At 53.0% G+C, this 15,946-nt stretch carries 16 protein-coding genes and 1 pseudogene; 9 read left to right on the top strand and 8 right to left on the bottom strand.

The genetic code is table 11. The features are described 5' to 3' along the window. Nucleotides 1-47: 47 nt before the first annotated feature. The 6 genes and pseudogenes from LZP96_RS01095 to chbG all read left to right on the top strand — a co-directional run. Nucleotides 48-380: pseudogene (locus tag LZP96_RS01095) on the top strand (PTS sugar transporter subunit IIB); the annotation flags it as partial. Between the two features lie 79 nt (nucleotides 381-459). After that, entirely contained in the window at nucleotides 460-1,818 is a 1,359-nt protein-coding gene (chbC, locus tag LZP96_RS01090; protein ID WP_064325794.1) for a PTS N,N'-diacetylchitobiose transporter subunit IIC, read from the top strand. A 47-nt stretch (nucleotides 1,819-1,865) separates the two neighbouring features. Next, the gene (gene chbA, locus LZP96_RS01085) at nucleotides 1,866-2,213 is read left to right on the top strand and encodes a PTS N,N'-diacetylchitobiose transporter subunit IIA (RefSeq protein ID WP_064325795.1); all 348 of its coding nucleotides are present in this window, start codon (nucleotides 1,866-1,868) and stop codon (nucleotides 2,211-2,213) included. Beyond that, on the top strand, nucleotides 2,204-3,061 hold the full coding sequence (gene chbR, locus LZP96_RS01080; protein ID WP_257789909.1) for a transcriptional regulator ChbR: 858 nt from the start codon (nucleotides 2,204-2,206) through the stop codon (nucleotides 3,059-3,061). Before chbA ends, chbR begins: the two co-directional genes overlap by 10 nt. 111 nt (nucleotides 3,062-3,172) lie before the next feature. Further along, complete coding sequence (locus LZP96_RS01075) at nucleotides 3,173-4,528, top strand: 6-phospho-beta-glucosidase (RefSeq protein ID WP_064325797.1); 1,356 nt, start codon at nucleotides 3,173-3,175, stop codon at nucleotides 4,526-4,528. An 11-nt stretch (nucleotides 4,529-4,539) separates the two neighbouring features. After that, nucleotides 4,540-5,298: a chitin disaccharide deacetylase gene (gene chbG / locus LZP96_RS01070; RefSeq protein WP_064325798.1), complete on the top strand. Its 759-nt coding sequence runs from the start codon at nucleotides 4,540-4,542 to the stop codon at nucleotides 5,296-5,298. A gap of 34 nt (nucleotides 5,299-5,332) precedes the next feature. On the opposite strand, the gene katE is transcribed toward chbG, so the two are convergent. Further along, a complete protein-coding gene (katE, locus tag LZP96_RS01065; protein ID WP_064325799.1) occupies nucleotides 5,333-7,582 on the bottom strand; it encodes a catalase HPII in 2,250 nt (749 codons plus the stop codon). Between the two features lie 219 nt (nucleotides 7,583-7,801). Here katE and cedA point away from each other — a divergent pair, with 219 nt between their 5' ends. Further along, complete coding sequence (gene cedA / locus LZP96_RS01060; protein ID WP_064325800.1) at nucleotides 7,802-8,044, top strand: cell division activator CedA; 243 nt, start codon at nucleotides 7,802-7,804, stop codon at nucleotides 8,042-8,044. Between the two features lie 43 nt (nucleotides 8,045-8,087). Here cedA and LZP96_RS01055 read toward each other — a convergent pair whose 3' ends face one another. The 4 genes from LZP96_RS01055 to hxpB all read right to left on the bottom strand — a co-directional run bounded on the left by LZP96_RS01055 (nucleotide 8,088) and on the right by hxpB (nucleotide 11,870). After that, nucleotides 8,088-9,479 (bottom strand): L-cystine transporter, encoded by a 1,392-nt coding sequence (locus LZP96_RS01055; RefSeq protein WP_064325801.1) that lies wholly within the window; start codon nucleotides 9,477-9,479, stop codon nucleotides 8,088-8,090. 127 nt (nucleotides 9,480-9,606) lie between these two features. After that, on the bottom strand, nucleotides 9,607-10,197 hold the full coding sequence (locus LZP96_RS01050) for a metal-dependent hydrolase (protein ID WP_064325802.1): 591 nt from the start codon (nucleotides 10,195-10,197) through the stop codon (nucleotides 9,607-9,609). A 94-nt stretch (nucleotides 10,198-10,291) separates the two neighbouring features. Then, complete coding sequence (gene kduD, locus LZP96_RS01045) at nucleotides 10,292-11,053, bottom strand: 2-dehydro-3-deoxy-D-gluconate 5-dehydrogenase KduD (protein WP_064325803.1); 762 nt, start codon at nucleotides 11,051-11,053, stop codon at nucleotides 10,292-10,294. A gap of 145 nt (nucleotides 11,054-11,198) precedes the next feature. Further along, nucleotides 11,199-11,870 (bottom strand): hexitol phosphatase HxpB, encoded by a 672-nt coding sequence (gene hxpB, locus LZP96_RS01040; protein ID WP_064325804.1) that lies wholly within the window; start codon nucleotides 11,868-11,870, stop codon nucleotides 11,199-11,201. A gap of 148 nt (nucleotides 11,871-12,018) precedes the next feature. Between hxpB and LZP96_RS01035 the strand changes: the two genes are divergently transcribed. Continuing rightward, a complete protein-coding gene (locus LZP96_RS01035; protein ID WP_258925653.1) occupies nucleotides 12,019-12,555 on the top strand; it encodes a YniB family protein in 537 nt (178 codons plus the stop codon). Between the two features lie 41 nt (nucleotides 12,556-12,596). Here LZP96_RS01035 and LZP96_RS01030 read toward each other — a convergent pair whose 3' ends face one another. From LZP96_RS01030 to pfkB, 3 genes are all read right to left on the bottom strand, one after another. Then, nucleotides 12,597-13,457 (bottom strand): fructosamine kinase family protein, encoded by an 861-nt coding sequence (locus LZP96_RS01030; protein WP_064325806.1) that lies wholly within the window; start codon nucleotides 13,455-13,457, stop codon nucleotides 12,597-12,599. Between the two features lie 105 nt (nucleotides 13,458-13,562). Beyond that, entirely contained in the window at nucleotides 13,563-13,853 is a 291-nt protein-coding gene (ghoS, locus tag LZP96_RS01025; RefSeq protein WP_064325807.1) for a type V toxin-antitoxin system endoribonuclease antitoxin GhoS, read from the bottom strand. 101 nt (nucleotides 13,854-13,954) lie between these two features. Next, nucleotides 13,955-14,887, bottom strand: a complete 933-nt coding sequence (gene pfkB / locus LZP96_RS01020) for a 6-phosphofructokinase II (protein ID WP_064325808.1) — start codon at nucleotides 14,885-14,887, stop codon at nucleotides 13,955-13,957. 293 nt (nucleotides 14,888-15,180) lie between these two features. On the opposite strand from pfkB, the gene LZP96_RS01015 reads away from it, so the two are divergent. Continuing rightward, nucleotides 15,181-15,939, top strand: coding sequence for a DUF481 domain-containing protein (locus LZP96_RS01015; protein ID WP_064325809.1), 759 nt, complete (start codon nucleotides 15,181-15,183; stop codon nucleotides 15,937-15,939). Nucleotides 15,940-15,946: the final 7 nt, after the last annotated feature.

Below are 15,946 nucleotides of genomic sequence, written 5' to 3'. Positions count from 1 at the left end.
AAACAAGAGTAACACCCGCAGGCGCTCAGCGTGGGTGGTCATACGAGAGGGAAGTTGTTATGGAAAAGAAACATATCTATTTGTTCTGCTCTGCGGGCATGTCAACCTCGCTACTGGTTTCTAAGATGCGTGCACAAGCAGAAAAGTATGAGGTGCCCGTGGTCATCGAAGCCTTCCCGGAAACCCTGGCCGGTGAAAAAGGTCCGAACGCGGATGTCGTTTTGCTGGGTCCGCAAATTGCCTATATGTTGCCTGAGATTCAGCGGTTATTACCGAACAAACCGGTAGAAGTCATCGATTCTGTGCTGTACGGCAAAATTGATGGTTTAGGTGTGTTAAAAGCTGCTGTTGCAGCCATTAAAAAATTTGCAGCAAATTAATTATTTATTTTTCCCGTCAAAGAGTGATTTCACATAACAATACGCCGCAACATTGTTGCGGCATTTAAGGGTATTTCCTATGAGTAAAGTCATCGCTTCACTTGAAAAGGTACTCCTTCCTTTTGCTGTTAAAATAGGAAAGCAGCCGCACGTTAACGCCATCAAAAACGGTTTTATTAAATTAATGCCGTTGACGCTGGCGGGTGCGATGTTTGTATTAATCAACAACGTATTTTTGAGTTTTGGCGAAGGTTCTTTCTTTTATTCATTGGGCATTCGATTAGATGCTTCTACGATTGAAACCCTTAATGGTCTTAAAGCCATTGGCGGTAATGTTTACAACGGTACGTTGGGCATTATGTCGCTGATGGCGCCTTTCTTTATTGGTATGGCGCTGGCAGAAGAACGCAAAGTCGATCCGCTGGCCGCAGGTTTATTATCCGTTGCCGCCTTTATGACGGTCACGCCATACACTGTAGGCGAAGCCTACGCCGTCGGTGCAAACTGGCTGGGTGGCGCGAATATTATTTCCGGCATTGTTATTGGGCTGGTCGTGGCGGAGATGTTTACCTTCATTATCCGTCGCAACTGGGTGATTCGCCTGCCTGATAGCGTTCCCGCGTCCGTCGCCCGCTCTTTTTCCGCGTTGATTCCAGGCTTTATCATCCTTTCGGTTATGGGGATTATCGCCTGGGCGCTCTCTCACTGGGGCACGAACTTCCATCAGATCATCATGGACTCTATCTCTACGCCGCTGGCGTCGATGGGTGGCGTGGTCGGATGGGCGTATGTCATTTTCACCTCCCTGCTGTGGTTCTTCGGCGTGCATGGTTCACTGGCACTGGCGGCGCTGGACAGCGGTATCATGACCCCGTGGGCACTGGAAAACGTTGCCCTTTATCAGCAATACGGCTCCGTTGACGCGGCGCTGGCTGCGGGTAAAACCTTCCATGTGTGGGCGAAGCCGATGCTTGATTCCTATATCTTCCTGGGGGGAACCGGGGCGACACTGGGTCTGATCATCGCGGTCTTTATTGTCTCTCGCCGGGCGGACCACCGCCAGGTAGCGAAGCTGGCACTGCCATCCGGCATCTTCCAGATCAACGAACCTATCCTGTTTGGTCTGCCGATTATCATGAACCCGGTGATGTTTATCCCGTTCGTGCTGATTCAGCCACTGCTGGCAGCCATTACCCTGACGGCCTATTACCTGGGGATTATCCCGCCGGTGACCAACATTGCGCCGTGGACAATGCCGGCAGGTCTGGGGGCATTCTTTAATACCAACGGTAGCGTTGCCGCCTTCCTGCTGGCGATATTCAACCTCGGGATTGCCACCCTGCTTTATATGCCTTTCGTGGCGATTGCAAACAAAGCGGCGACCGTTATCGATGAAGAAGAGAGCGAAGAGGATATCGCCCTCGCACTGAAATTCTAAAATTGCCCGGCGCGGGGCGACCCGCGCCAGCCAAAAGGAGCAGAAAGATGTTAGATTTAGAGAGTATCGTTGCAGAAGAAGCCGCAGAGAACGATCTGGAAGAGGTGGTGATGGGCCTTATCATCAATTCCGGTCAGGCGCGCAGCCTGGCGTATGCCGCACTGAAACAAGCCAAACAGGGCGATTTCGACGCCGCCAAAACCATGATGGACCAGTCGCGGCTTGCCCTTAATGAAGCCCACCTGGTGCAAACGAAGTTGATAGAAGGCGATCAGGGCGAAGGTAAGATGAAGGTGAGCCTGGTGCTGGTGCATGCGCAGGATCACCTGATGACCTCAATGCTGGCGCGTGAACTGGTCGCTGAGCTCATCGAACTTCACGAAAAATTGCATTAAGACAGCACAGGCAGCAGGAGGTAAACACGATGGAAATCAAAACCGCACTTGAGCAGCTTCTGTTTAATGGCAAGAATTTTCACGTGGTTATCTACAATAAAACGGAAAGCGCCAGTGGCTTGCACCAGCATGACTACTACGAATTCACCATCGTTTTGACCGGGCGATACTATCAGGAGATCAACGGCAAGCGTGTCCTGCTGGAGCGGGGTGATTTTGTCTTTCTCCCGATGGGGTCCTATCACCAGAGCTTTTATGAATTTGGCGCGACCCGCATTCTGAACGTGGGCGTTAGCCGCCGTTTCTTCGAAAAGCACTACCTGCCGCTGGTGCCGTTCTGCTTTGTGGCCTCGCAGGTGTATCGCGTTAAAAACGAATTCATGACCTGGATCGAAACGGTCATTGCCTCACTGAACTTCCGTGACAGCGAATTTGATGAGTTTATCGAAACGGTGACGTTCTACGTGATGAATCGCCTGCGTCACCACCGGGATGAGCAGCAGGTCATGGATGATATTCCACACTGGCTGCGCGGTACCGTTGAAATGATGCACGATAAATGTCAATTCAGTGAAAATGCGCTGGAAAATATGGTCGCCCTGTCCGGAAAGTCACAGGAATATTTGACCCGCGCGACGCAGCGTTATTACCGTAAAACGCCTGTGCAGATCATAAATGAAATCCGCATTAACTTTGCTAAAAAACAGCTGGAAATAACCAACTATTCGATTACGGATATCGCCTACGAGTCGGGTTACAGTAGCCCCAGCCTGTTTATTAAAACGTTTAAAAAACTCACTTCATTTACGCCGAGCAGTTATCGAAAGAGTCTGACGGTAATTAATTAACGCTGGCGGTCATCACCGCCAGAGCAGATTGACGTAAGCGCTTGCCCAAAATAGCGGGAAGAGTCCCCTATACTTTGCAGGCGGCTAACCTGACACGCTAAGGGAGATATTATGCAACAGAAATTAAAAGTAGTCACAATTGGCGGCGGCAGCAGTTATACCCCCGAATTACTGGAAGGCTTTCTGAAACGTTATAATGAATTACCGGTCAGCGAATTATGGCTGGTGGACGTTGAAGAGGGACAGGAGAAGCTGGATATTATTTTCGACCTGTGCCAGCGCATGGTAAAAAAGGCAGGCGTACCGCTTACCGTTCATAAAACGCTGGATCGTCGTCTGGCCTTAAAAGACGCCGACTTTGTCACGACGCAGCTGCGCGTGGGTCAGCTGAAAGCCCGTGAACTCGATGAGCGAATTCCTTTAAGCCATGGCTATCTGGGTCAGGAGACTAACGGAGCGGGAGGGCTGTTTAAAGGGTTGCGAACCATTCCGGTCATTTTTGACATTATCAAAGACGTCGAAGAGATTTGTCCAAACGCATGGGTCATTAACTTCACCAACCCCGCCGGCATGGTGACGGAAGCCGTCTATCGCCACACCGGGTTCAGGCGTTTCATTGGGGTTTGTAATATCCCTATTGGCATGAAAATGTTTATCCGCGACGTGCTGGCATTGACCGATGAGGATGCACTCTCTATCGATCTGTTTGGTCTTAACCATATGGTCTTTATCAAAGACGTGCTGGTGAACGGCGAATCGCGTTTTGCCGAACTGCTGGATGGCGTGGCGTCCGGTCGTCTCACGGCAGGGTCGGTGAAAAATATCTTCGACCTGCCGTTCAGCGAAGGATTGATCCGCTCTCTGAATCTGCTGCCATGCTCCTACCTGCTTTATTACTTCAAGCAAAAAGAGATGCTCGCCATTGAAATGGGCGAATACTATAAGGGCGGTGCGCGCGCACAGGTGGTGCAGAAAGTCGAGAAACAGCTCTTTGAACTGTATAAAGACCCTCACCTGGACGTGAAGCCTAAAGAGCTGGAGCAGCGCGGTGGAGCGTACTATTCTGACGCGGCCTGCGAGGTGATCAACGCCATTTTCAATGATAAGCAGGCTGAGCACTACGTGAACGTGCCTCACCACGGTCACATCGATAATATTCCCGCAGACTGGGCCGTGGAGATGACCTGTATCCTGGGTCGCGACGGGGCGAAACCTCACACGCGCATTACTCATTTCGATGACAAAGTGATGGGGCTTATCCATACCATTAAAGGCTTCGAAGTGGCTGCGAGCCACGCCGCGCTGAGCGGTGAGTTTAACGATGTTCTTCTGGCGCTCAACCTGAGCCCGCTGGTGCATTCAGACCGTGATGCGGAATCGCTGGCGCGTGAAATGATTCTGGCGCATGAAAAGTGGCTGCCAAACTTTGCCGCCACCGCCGAAAAACTGAAACGTGAACATCACTAAGAGGCATCAGGATGGAAAATCTGCTTATCGTGAATGCCGATGATTTTGGCCTGTCAAAAGGGCAAAACTACGGCATTGTGGAAGCCTGTCGTCACGGCGTGGTGACCTCCACCACCGCGATGGTCAACGGCGAAGCCTGCGCGCACGCTGCCGCGTTGAGCCGTGAGCTGCCGATGCTGGGCGTAGGTATGCATTTTGTACTGACCCTGGGCACGCCGCTCACGCCACTGACGGGACTGACGCGCGACGGACTGCTGGGGAAATGGATCTGGGAAAGGGCGGAGCAGGGCGATTTGCCGCTTGATCAGATTGCCGGGGAGCTGGAGTGTCAGTTTACGCGCTTTACCGAGCTTTTTGGTCATGCGCCAACGCATATCGACAGCCACCACCATGTGCATATGATCCCGGCGATTTTCCCCATCGTCGCTGACTTTGCCAAGCGTAAAGGCGTGGCGATGCGCGTGGATCGTCAGGAGATCGCCCGGCATGGCCTTTCACTCAGCGCCGCGCCGACGACGGAAGGGTACAGCAGTGAGTTTTATGGCGAGGCGATTGATGAAGCGCTGTTTTTGCAGGTGCTGGACGCCTCGGCAGCCCGCGGGGAAAAATCGTTTGAGATGATGACCCATCCGGCGTTTGTCGATAACACCGTGCGTAAAAGCGCCTACTGTTGGCCGCGTCTGGCGGAACTGGATGTGCTGACGTCGGCATCGCTGAAAAAGGCGATCGCCGCACGCGGATACCGACTGGGAACGTTCAGGGATCTGTAAGAAATGCCGGGTAGCGCAAGGCTACCCGGTTTTTTTATGCCGGAATTTGAGCGGTTTTACTGCTACGCGACCATACCCGATGGGCGGCAAGCAGATCGAACAGTTCGTCCATAAACGCGTTGTCCGCGTTGTCAGCCTCCACAATGCCTTCTTCGCCCTGATCGGCAACCTTCAGCAATGTTTTAAACTGCCGTGCGTCACCGGCCAGTGCGACAGGCTTAAGATGCTTATACGCTTCAAGCAGGTAATACGCCGCGTCCCCGTTGCCGAGCAGGCTACTGATATCACCGCAGGGCACAATGACCGCGTCCACCGTCAGCGACGGCGCACCCGCAAAGGTGGCGGCAATTGGCAGTACGGAGCCATCATCAGCGGTGACTTCCCCCATACGGGAATAGAGCAGTTTGGCGTGAACGCCTTTGGATTTCAGCGCCTGCATAATGCCCAGCAGATCGCTGGCGCGGGTGTTGTCGTTCAGAAGAATGGCGACGACGCGCCCTTTAATCGAACCACCAGGCACGGCATAGAGGCTTAGAGACGGATCTTTCTTCAGGCCATTCACATCCTGCGGCGGCGCCGCATGGCGTTGCTCGTCGGTGAGCGTGATCCCCAGATTATCCGCCACGCTTTGCGCGAGCTGGATGTCAATCCGCGTGAGCTGGTCTACAACGCGTTCACGAATATAGGTGCGTACCACTTTGCTCAGCTCAAAACTGAAACCGCCGATAATGTGTTGCTGTTCAATCGGGGTCTGGCTGTGCCAGAAGAGGCGCGGATGCGCATAGTATTCAGCAAATGACGGGCTACGCTCGCGGATTTTGTTGCCGTCGACCCGTTCCTGATACGACTCAAAGCCGCCGCGTTTCGGCGCAGGTGGCGTCTCGCGAGGCCAGTTATCATTAATGGAGTTGGGCTCGTAGTTAGCCGGGTTGGTGTCGATGTCCTGCCGGTGCATGCCATCGCGCTGGAAGTTATGGTACGGGCAGGTCGGACGGTTAATCGGGATTTCGTGGAAGTTCGGCCCGCCAAGACGGCTAATCTGCGTATCGGTGTAGGAGAACAGGCGGCCTTGCAGCAGGGGATCGTTGGTGAAATCCAGGCCGGGCACGATATGTCCGGGGTGGAACGCCACCTGCTCATTTTCGGCAAAGAAGTTATCCGGGTTGCGGTTGAGCACCATTTTGCCGACCAGTTGCACAGGCACCAGCTCTTCCGGGATCAGTTTGGTTGGGTCGAGCAAATCGAAATCGAACTTGAATTCGTCTTCTTCCGGAATCAGCTGGAACCCGAGTTCATATTCCGGGAAATCACCCGCTTCAATAGATTCCCACAGTTCTCGGCGATGGAAATCAGGATCGCGGCCCGTCAGCTTTTGGGCTTCATCCCAGACCAGCGAGGCTTTACCGGCGACCGGTTTCCAGTGGAAGCGGACGAAAGTGGCTTTGCCCTCTGCGTTAATCAGGCGGAAGGTATGGATACCAAAGCCTTCCATGGTGCGATAGCTGCGGGGGATACCGCGGTCAGACATGGCCCACATGACGTTATGCAGGGTTTCAGGTTGCAGCGAAACATAGTCCCAGAAGGTGTCATGCGCGCTCTGCCCCTGTGGGATGGCCCAGTGGGGTTCCGGTTTGACCGCATGGACGAAGTCCGGGAATTTATGGGCATCCTGGATAAAGAATACGGGGGTGTTGTTACCGACGAGATCGAAGATCCCCTCGTCGGTATAAAATTTAGTGGCGAACCCACGAATGTCACGGACGGTATCTGCTGAGCCGACGCCGCCCTGCACGGTAGAAAATCGTACGAAAACCGGCGTGATCTTGTCCGGGTCGGACAGGAAATCGGCTTTAGTAATATCGCTCAGGCTCTTATAAGGCTGGAAATAACCATGCGCGGCGGAACCACGGGCATGAACAATACGTTCCGGAATGCGCTCATGGTCAAAATGGGTGATTTTTTCACGCAGAATGAAATCTTCAAGCAGCGTTGGACCACGGCTGCCCGCGCGCAGGGAGTTTTGGTCATCGGCGATGCGCACGCCCTGATTGGTGGTAAGCGCAAAACCTTCTCCGCCTTTCCGGTGTGGCTCAAGGGCGTTCAGTTTCTCGTTGCCCGTATCGGGGGCTTTCAGGCTGCCAGGCGCAGTGGGCTGCTCGCCAGGGGCGGTCGGTTCCGGTGTAGGACGATGGGAACCATCTTCCGGTGCTAATGAGTCCATGCCGGGTTCTGATTCTTCTTTGCCATGAATGGGTGATTGATGTGTCTTATCATTATGCGACATTGCACTCGTCTCCTGTTTGAATGGCTAAAGGACGGCCTTTATTGTGTAAAAGCCTACTAACTATAGAACAATGTCGCCTGAAAGCAGGGAAAGTGAGAGTTTTCAGAGGAGGATTGGCGAAAGAGGGGGCATTAGCATGCAAGGCGCAACGTGCAGGAGGGGATTCGGCTATGATAGACTTTGCCCGCTATCAGAATTTGCCTTAGTGAACCGACGCTTATGAAACCGTATCGCCAACAAAACCGTCCCGTTATCAGCTACGTGCCTCGCGTTGAACCTGCTCCGCCCGATCACGCCCTTAAAGTGGATGGTTTTCGCGATGTCTGGCAGTTGCGGGGCAAATATGTCGCCTTTGTGCTGGTCGGACACACGTTCCGTCGTTCCCCGGCGTTCAGCCTGCCGGAAGCGGCGCAGCGCTGGGCGATGCAAATTCGTCAGGAAGAAGATATTCAGGAAGAGTAGAAACAAAAAAACCGCCCGAAGGCGGTTTTTTTAGTGGCAGCAATTAACGATGCGCCAGTTCGGCATCGTCATCACTTTCCAGAATCGCTTTATCGGTCTGTTTCAGCCACTGGCTGGTCAACGTACCGGCAGTCATGGAGCCGCTGACGTTCAGCGCTGTACGACCCATATCGATTAACGGTTCAACGGAGATCAGCAGGGCAACCAGCGTGACCGGCAGGCCCATCGCAGGCAGCACAATCAGTGCGGCAAAGGTCGCACCGCCGCCGACACCGGCAACGCCTGCGGAACTCACGGTCACAATACCGACCAGGGTAGCAATCCACATCGGATCCAACGGGTTAATGCCCACGGTCGGCGCAACCATCACCGCCAGCATCGCCGGGTAAAGACCCGCGCAACCGTTCTGACCAATTGTCGCGCCAAAAGAGGCGGAGAAGCTGGCAATGGCTTCCGGTACACCCAGACGGCGGGTCTGTGCTTCAACGTTCAGCGGAATAGATGCTGCGCTGGAGCGGCTGGTGAAGGCGAACGTCAGCACTGGCCACACTTTGCGGAAGTATTTCAGCGGGCTAACGCCGTTCACCGCCAGCAATATGCCATGCACGACAAAGATGATCGCCAGGCCCAGATACGAGGCGATAACAAAGCTACCCAGCTTGATGATGTCCTGCAGGTTTGAACCCGCCACCACTTTGGTCATCAGCGCCAGCACGCCGTACGGCGTCAGCTGCATCACAAGACGCACCAGCTTCATTACCCAGCTCTGCAGCGTATCGATCGCGGTCAGAACACGCTGGCCTTTTGGCGCGTCGTCTTTCAGCAGCTTAAGAGCAGCCACACCCAGGAAAGCGGCAAAGATGACCACGCTGATGATTGACGTTGGGCTTGCACCCGTCAGATCGGCAAACGGGTTTTTAGGCACGAAGGAGAGCAGCAGCTGCGGTACGCTAAGGTCGGCTACCTTGCCTGCGTAGTTGGTTTCAATGGCGGTAAGACGGGCTGTTTCAGCGGTCCCTTGCACCAGTCCTTCAGCCGTCAGGCCGAACAGGTTAGTAACAAGTACCCCCACCAACGCCGAAATCAGCGTGGTGAACAGTAAGGTCCCGATGGTCAGGAAACTGATTTTGCCCAGCTGAGACGCGTTATGCAGACGTGCAACCGCACTCAAAATAGACGCAAAGACCAGCGGCATGACAATCATTTGCAACAGCTGTACATAGCCATTACCGACGACGTTAAACCACTGGATCGATTCTTTCAGAACTGGATTATCCGCGCCGTAGATCGCCTGCAAGGCCAGACCAAAAACGACACCCATAACCAGGCCAACCAGCACCTTTTTCGCCAGACTCCACTGTTTATGGCGCGTCTGCGCCAACAGCAATAGCAAGACTACGAACACCACGATGTTCGCGATGAGTGGAAAATTCATCCCCGTTCTCCTGATTTATTATACGACCGGTCTAGTCCGATCTTGTTGGCGCAAGATTAGCAGAAGTGTGATGTGGCGCTTATATCCAAATGGAATGGATTATTACAAATGTGATTGTTTTGTGGATTTATTGTTCAATCTGATGATGAATGAAGCGATTGAACTGAAATTGCAGCGTGTTGATCATCTGCGATGACCAGCGAACTGCACTGTTTTCGGGCAAGGTTTGCGGCATCCAGACCGCGTAGGCAAACAGCGCCATGCATAAGACGCGCTCAAGCTGATTACCTTTTTGCGGGGCGAGAATGGGAAAGCGAAAACGCCAGCGGCAGGGCCAGAGCAGCGGCACGCCGGCGGGCGTCAGCATATCCGCAAGGATGTGGCTGAGATAACCCAGCACCATTCCCTGAATGGCGTCAGCGGGAACAATCCAGTTTTCGGGAACTTTCAGATAGAAGAGGGTAAGCAGAGCGAAAACGGCTAGCAGACTGTGCGTGAACCCCCGATGGCCGAAAGCCCGCGCGATAGGTTTTGCAATCCACTTCAGCCGTTGCCCGAGAAACGATTTTGGATGATCGATATCCGGCAGCAGACAGGTCAGCACCGCGGAAGGGACAATATGCCACCAGTCACCCTGGGCCAGCACAGGGGTAAGCTCAGCGTTTTTAGAAAACACTGCACAGGCAATTGAAAAAAGCAGGTGGCCTTCCGCCGTCATGATAAAATCCACGAAACTGTCAATTCATACAGTATAGGGTTTTTATACAGTAGGCGGAAGAGGTGACGGTGTAACTCTTTGTCACAAAGTGGCGTTAACGCGCCAGCCAGCCGCCATCTACGGCTAAGGTGTAGCCATTAACGTAGTCCGAGGCTGAAGAGGCCAGGAAAACCACCGGGCCTTGCAAATCTTCTGGGGTTCCCCAGCGCTCGGCCGGAATACGCTGCAGAATTTCCTTGCTGCGTTGTTCGTCATCGCGCAGCGCTTGCGTATTATTCGTTGCCATATAACCCGGCGCAATCGCGTTGACGTTAATCCCGTGCTTCGACCATTCATTCGCTAGCAAGCGGGTGATACCCAATACGCCGCTTTTCGAGGCGGTGTATGACGGAACCCGTATGCCGCCCTGGAAAGAGAGCATAGAGGCAATATTGATAATTTTGCCACCGTCACCCTGGGCAATAAACTGTCGCGCGACGGCCTGAGACAGGAAAAAGACCGATTTCAGGTTGAGATTCATTACATCATCCCAATTTTTTTCTGAAAACGTCAGGGCATCTTCCCGGCGGATTGTCCCGGCATTGTTCACCAGAATATCCACGCGCCCCATATCAGCAACCGTTTTGGTGACGATATCCTGGATGCCGGTCTGCTGACTCAAATCGGCCTGGATGGACATAAAACGTCGGCCCAGCGCGGTGACGCGGGCGGCGGTCTCCTCAGGGATTTTTCGATTGACGCCCACAATATCGCAGCCAGCTTGTGCCAGACCCAGGGTCATCCCCTGGCCAAGCCCCGTGTCGCAGCCGGTCACGATGGCTACTTTACCCGTCAGATTAAAGGCATCCAGTATCATTTCTACCTCAGAAGTAAGGGTTATTGTTATTCTCGAGGTAAGAGTAGAAGGGCGCTGGCAGAATTACAAATTAAAATGAAATGCTGTTTTAGAAATTATACCGCGGTCAAAGTTTCGGGCAACATCCTGTTGCCCGGGACCCGGATTATTGACCGCGCAGGTGAGCTGGCGTGAGATCGGCAAGCGTGGCGAGCTTCACATCTGCAAGGGCAAAACGGGGATCATGCTGACCCTCTTCCGCCGGTACCACGACAGATCGCATACGCGCTGCTTTTGAAGCGATCATACCGTTAACGGAATCTTCCAGCGCCACACAGGCCAGAGTATCGACGCCCAGCTTAGCGGCGCAGTCCATATACACTTGCGGATGCGGTTTGCTGTATGGCAGTTTTTCAGCAGAGGCAAGCGCATCGAAGCTCTCACGCAGGTCAAACATGGCGAGAACTTTCTCCAGCATATGCAACGGCGACGCAGACGCCAGACCCACTTTCAGCCCCTGCGCTTTACACAGTGCAACGGCCTCACGCACCCCCGGCAGCAGCGGGCGAGACGCTTCAACCAGCGTAAGCGCACGGCTTATAATTCGGTCGGTCACCTCCTGGCGACTCGGGCCATTCCATGGCTGGTGGGCGTACCACAGCTCCACCACCATATCGATGCGCAGGCCCAGAGTATCGGGAAGCTCGTTACGGCGACGGATATCTACGCCAAGGCTTTCCATAACATCCAGTTCCGCACGATCCCAGAGAGGCTCAGAATCGATGAGTAATCCATCCATATCGAAAATAGCCGCAACGATCTGGCGCGAGGTTGACATAACGATAACTCCTTGTCTGTAGGGTAGAGCAGGGGATAAGTGCTGAGTATGAGAGGCAATTTACCATATCGCTTTTAAAGATCAGGCGAAAATGATGCACTGCGGGTAAACTTAGGCACAAAGAAAGCGTCTTTACGAAGGGGAACTGATGACGTATCAACAAGCTGGACGCATAGCGGTGTTAAAACGTATTGCTGGATGGGTAATTTTTATTCCAGCGGTAATTTCTACGCTGATCTCTGTCCTGAAGTTTATGTATGAACACAGTGAAAAGCAGGCCGGAATCAATGCCGTTATGCTTGATTTTGCCCATGTAATGATTGAAATGATGCGTTTCAACACGCCGTTCCTCAATGTTTTCTGGTTTAACTCCCCCACGCCAGACTTTCATCAGAAAACAAATGTGCTGTTCTGGGTAATTTACGCACTGATTTTTATCGCCCTGGCTTTACAGGCATCAGGCGCACGAATGAGCCGTCAGGCGCGTTTCCTGCGTGAAGGCGTTGAAGATCAGCTTATACTCGAAAAGGCCAAAGGGGCGGATGGCTTGACGCGCGAGCAAATTGAATCGCAGATTGTTGTTCCTCATCACACTATTTTTCTGCAGATTTTCCCGCTCTACATCCTGCCCGTCCTGATTATCGTCGGGGGATATTTCTTCTTTTCCCTGCTCGGTTTTCTGTAAGGCAAAACGGGTGGCACACGCCACCCGAAGTCACCCGTCCTTTACGCGGCCAGGATACGGTCTAAGGCGCGCTGGGCGTTAACCAGATGTTCACCGCCAAACAGGATGGCCCGATTTAACAGCGTATAAAGCTGATAAATCGGCTGGCGCTCAAGGAATCCCGACGGAAGCGGTGAGATGGACTGATAGCCATCATAAATTTGTGAAGGTTGCTCAGGATGTAAAGGAAGCATGGCGAGGTCGCACTCGCGGTCGCCCCAGTAGCAGGCAGGATCAAAGATGTAAGGTCCGTTTGGCCCCAACGCGCAGTTCTCTGACCATAAATCACCGTGTAATAAAGAGGGCTGTGGCTGATGTGAAGCAAGTCGTTGCTGAACATGTTCCACGATGGCGTCAATGTTGCCGAACGCTAACCCTTTTTCGGCGGCCAGTTCAAGCTGCCAGCCGACACGTTGTTCGGCGAAAAAGGTAGACCACCGACGCTGCCAGGCGTTCGGCTGAGGTGTGGTGGACAGGTCGTTATCAAAGTCGAGACCAAATTGCGGCTGATCGCTCCACTGATGAAGACGGGCAATTTGCTGACCTAAAATATAGGCGTTGTGGGCGTCGAGCGGACGGGCGGGCAGGTATTCCATCACCAGAAAACTGTAATCACGATCGCTGCCTACTGCCAAAACCTGCGGGACCTGCACGGTTTTGCTGCGTGATAACAGTTCCAGCTGATCGGCTTCAGCGGTGAAACACGGTAACAGCTCTCGCTCATCGCATTTCACGAAGAGGTCGCGTCCTGCGTAGCGTAAATGCCATGCGGCGTGGATTTCTCCGCCTGGCAATTCGTTACGCAGTTCAATTTCACCTTCCCCCATTTGCTCGCTTAAAAGATGACTGATAGCCTGCCACATGATGATTCTCCCATGTTGTCTGCCAGATCATTAAGTTAGCGCAGAGACGCGGTAAAAAGATACGAGCTAACGCACACCTGAGCCGTTTGGGTTAAGAGAGGGCATTTATTGTTCTTTTTTGTGCCACTCCTCCCACTGCGCGATCTCGATTTCTGCCTCTTTTCCTGTCGCTGATTTTGTCAGACCTTGCGCGAGCTCTTTCACTTCTTCTGGACTTAATGCACTGATTAAGCCAAAGGTGTTGGTACCGAGATCGTGAATATTGCCGTCATCATCAGCCATAGTGAGCGAAAAACCGGCTCGGGTAAGGTGATTGATCATCTCATTCAGTTCAGTCAGCGAGTCTTCATGAATCTTAACGGTCACTACGTAGCGGGTAATATCACCACTGCTCATTTTTCACCTCGTTGTAATCATGAAAGTTTTCTTAGCATAGTCGATAGCCAGCGTTTAGCGACTAATTGATAGCGCCCCCGGGACTACAGGGGGCGGAAAGATTACTGACTGGCCAGGTAGTCGACAATTTTCTGCGTATCCGCCAGCGAACACAAACGTGTACCCTGGTTAATGGTGGCGGCACTCCCGGCGGCGACACCGTAGCGTGTCATCTCGAGCAGGGAGGCACCCTGCGCCAGCTTCAGCGTCATGGCTCCCACCATGCTGTCGCCTGCGCCAACGGTACTCTGGCTTTTCATGGGAGGGGGAACAACCTGCACGAACCCGGTTTTATCTACGGCCAGCGCCCCCTGCGGACCCAGTGAGACCACGACCCGGTGGGCTTTACCACTTTGCACCAGCTCTTGCGCGGCGGTGCGGACGTCATCCGGCTGGCTTAATTCGCGATTGACCAGGGCGCTCAACTCTTTCTGGTTCGGCTTCACCAGCTCAAGATTTCCCGGCTCCAGGGCGGCGAGGAGCGCATCTCCGGAACTGTCCACAATGCAGCGCAGGCCATTGCCCTGTGCGTGGCGGATCAGCTGGGTCAATTTTGCCGTATCCACACCGGGCGGCAGACTGCCGCTGATCACAAGGATTGCGCCGCTTTCAATCGCCAGTACTTTTTCTTCAAGCTGGTGGAACTCTTTTTCACTCAGACGGGCGCCGGGCATGACGAAACGATATTGCTCGGCGCTGGATTCGACGTGGACATGCAAATTTTGACGCGTCCAGTCCTCGGCATTTATGGTTTCCACCGGCACCTTTTCTTCCGTCAGGAGCGACACCAGATGTTCACCGGTGGCGCCTCCCGCGGGGAAAATAGCCGTAGCGTTGCCGCCAAGATAGGTAATCGCGCGCGCCACATTAATGCCTCCGCCGCCGGGTTCAAACACCGGCGCGCTGCAACGAAGTTTCCCTTCAGGATAAATTTGCGGGGTAACCGTGGCGCTATCAAGAGAAGGGGAGAGCGTCAGCGTATAAATTTTTACCATCATGACCTCCTTTTAACCGTGATACAGACAGTCTGGCACCCTTTGGCAGGAAGGGAAAGTAAATAACAGTATGATTTTAAAAATGAATATTTACATTCAGGAGCGTTTTTTTAATATGTAATAAAAGAAGATTTAAGATCGTTCTTATTCAAAAATGGAAAGAAGAAATCATTGCTATGTTATTTGAGCCTTTTTATAATTTGTTACCTTTCGATGGATGCCTTGTCATTGATCCCCAAGAAAGTTTCCGAGACCGTGATGGTCTCTTTTTTTGTTGTACGGACTCTAAATAAATGAAGCTTTTGAAGACAGTACCCGCTGCACTGATGCTGGCGGGTGGCGTGTTTGCCTCGATGTATGCAGCCGCTGACGACACCGTTTTTACTGTCATGGATGACCCTTCCAGTGCAAAAAAACCGTTTGAAGGCAATCTGAACGCAGGCTACCTGGCGCAATCGGGTAACACTAAAAGTTCGTCCCTGACGGCGGATTCCACCCTGACATGGTATGGCAACACCACCGCCTGGTCTCTTTGGGGAAATGCCAGCAACACCTCTTCCAATGATGAGCGTTCTTCCGAAAAATATGCTGTCGGTGGACGTAGCCGTTACAACATGACGGATGCTGATTATATTTTCGGCCAGGCAAGCTGGTTAACCGACCGGTATAACGGCTATCGCCAGCGTGATGTCTTTACGGCGGGTTATGGTCGTCAGTTCCTGAACGGACCGGTACACAGCTTCCGTTTTGAATTCGGTCCGGGTGTCCGTTATGACGAGTATACCGACGGCGAAACAAAAACGCAGCCGTTAGGTTATGCATCAGGCACCTACGCCTGGCAATTTACCGACAACGCGAAGTTTACTCAGGGTGTGTCTGTATTTGGTGCCGATGATACGACGCTGAACTCAGAGACCGCGCTAAACGTGGCGATTAACGAACACTTTGGCCTGAAAGTCGCTTACAACGTGACCTGGAACTCAGCGCCACCGGATTCTGCGCCGGAACATACCGATCGTCGAACCACGATCTCACTCGGTTATAAAATGTAATTTAAGC

The sequence above is a fragment of the Huaxiibacter chinensis genome (genome assembly GCF_022171985.1).
Classification (GTDB): Bacteria; Pseudomonadota; Gammaproteobacteria; order Enterobacterales; family Enterobacteriaceae; genus Enterobacter; species Enterobacter chinensis_A.
The sequence above is the reverse complement of the archived record's forward strand: the minus strand, read 5'-3'. Positions and strand labels throughout refer to the sequence as shown.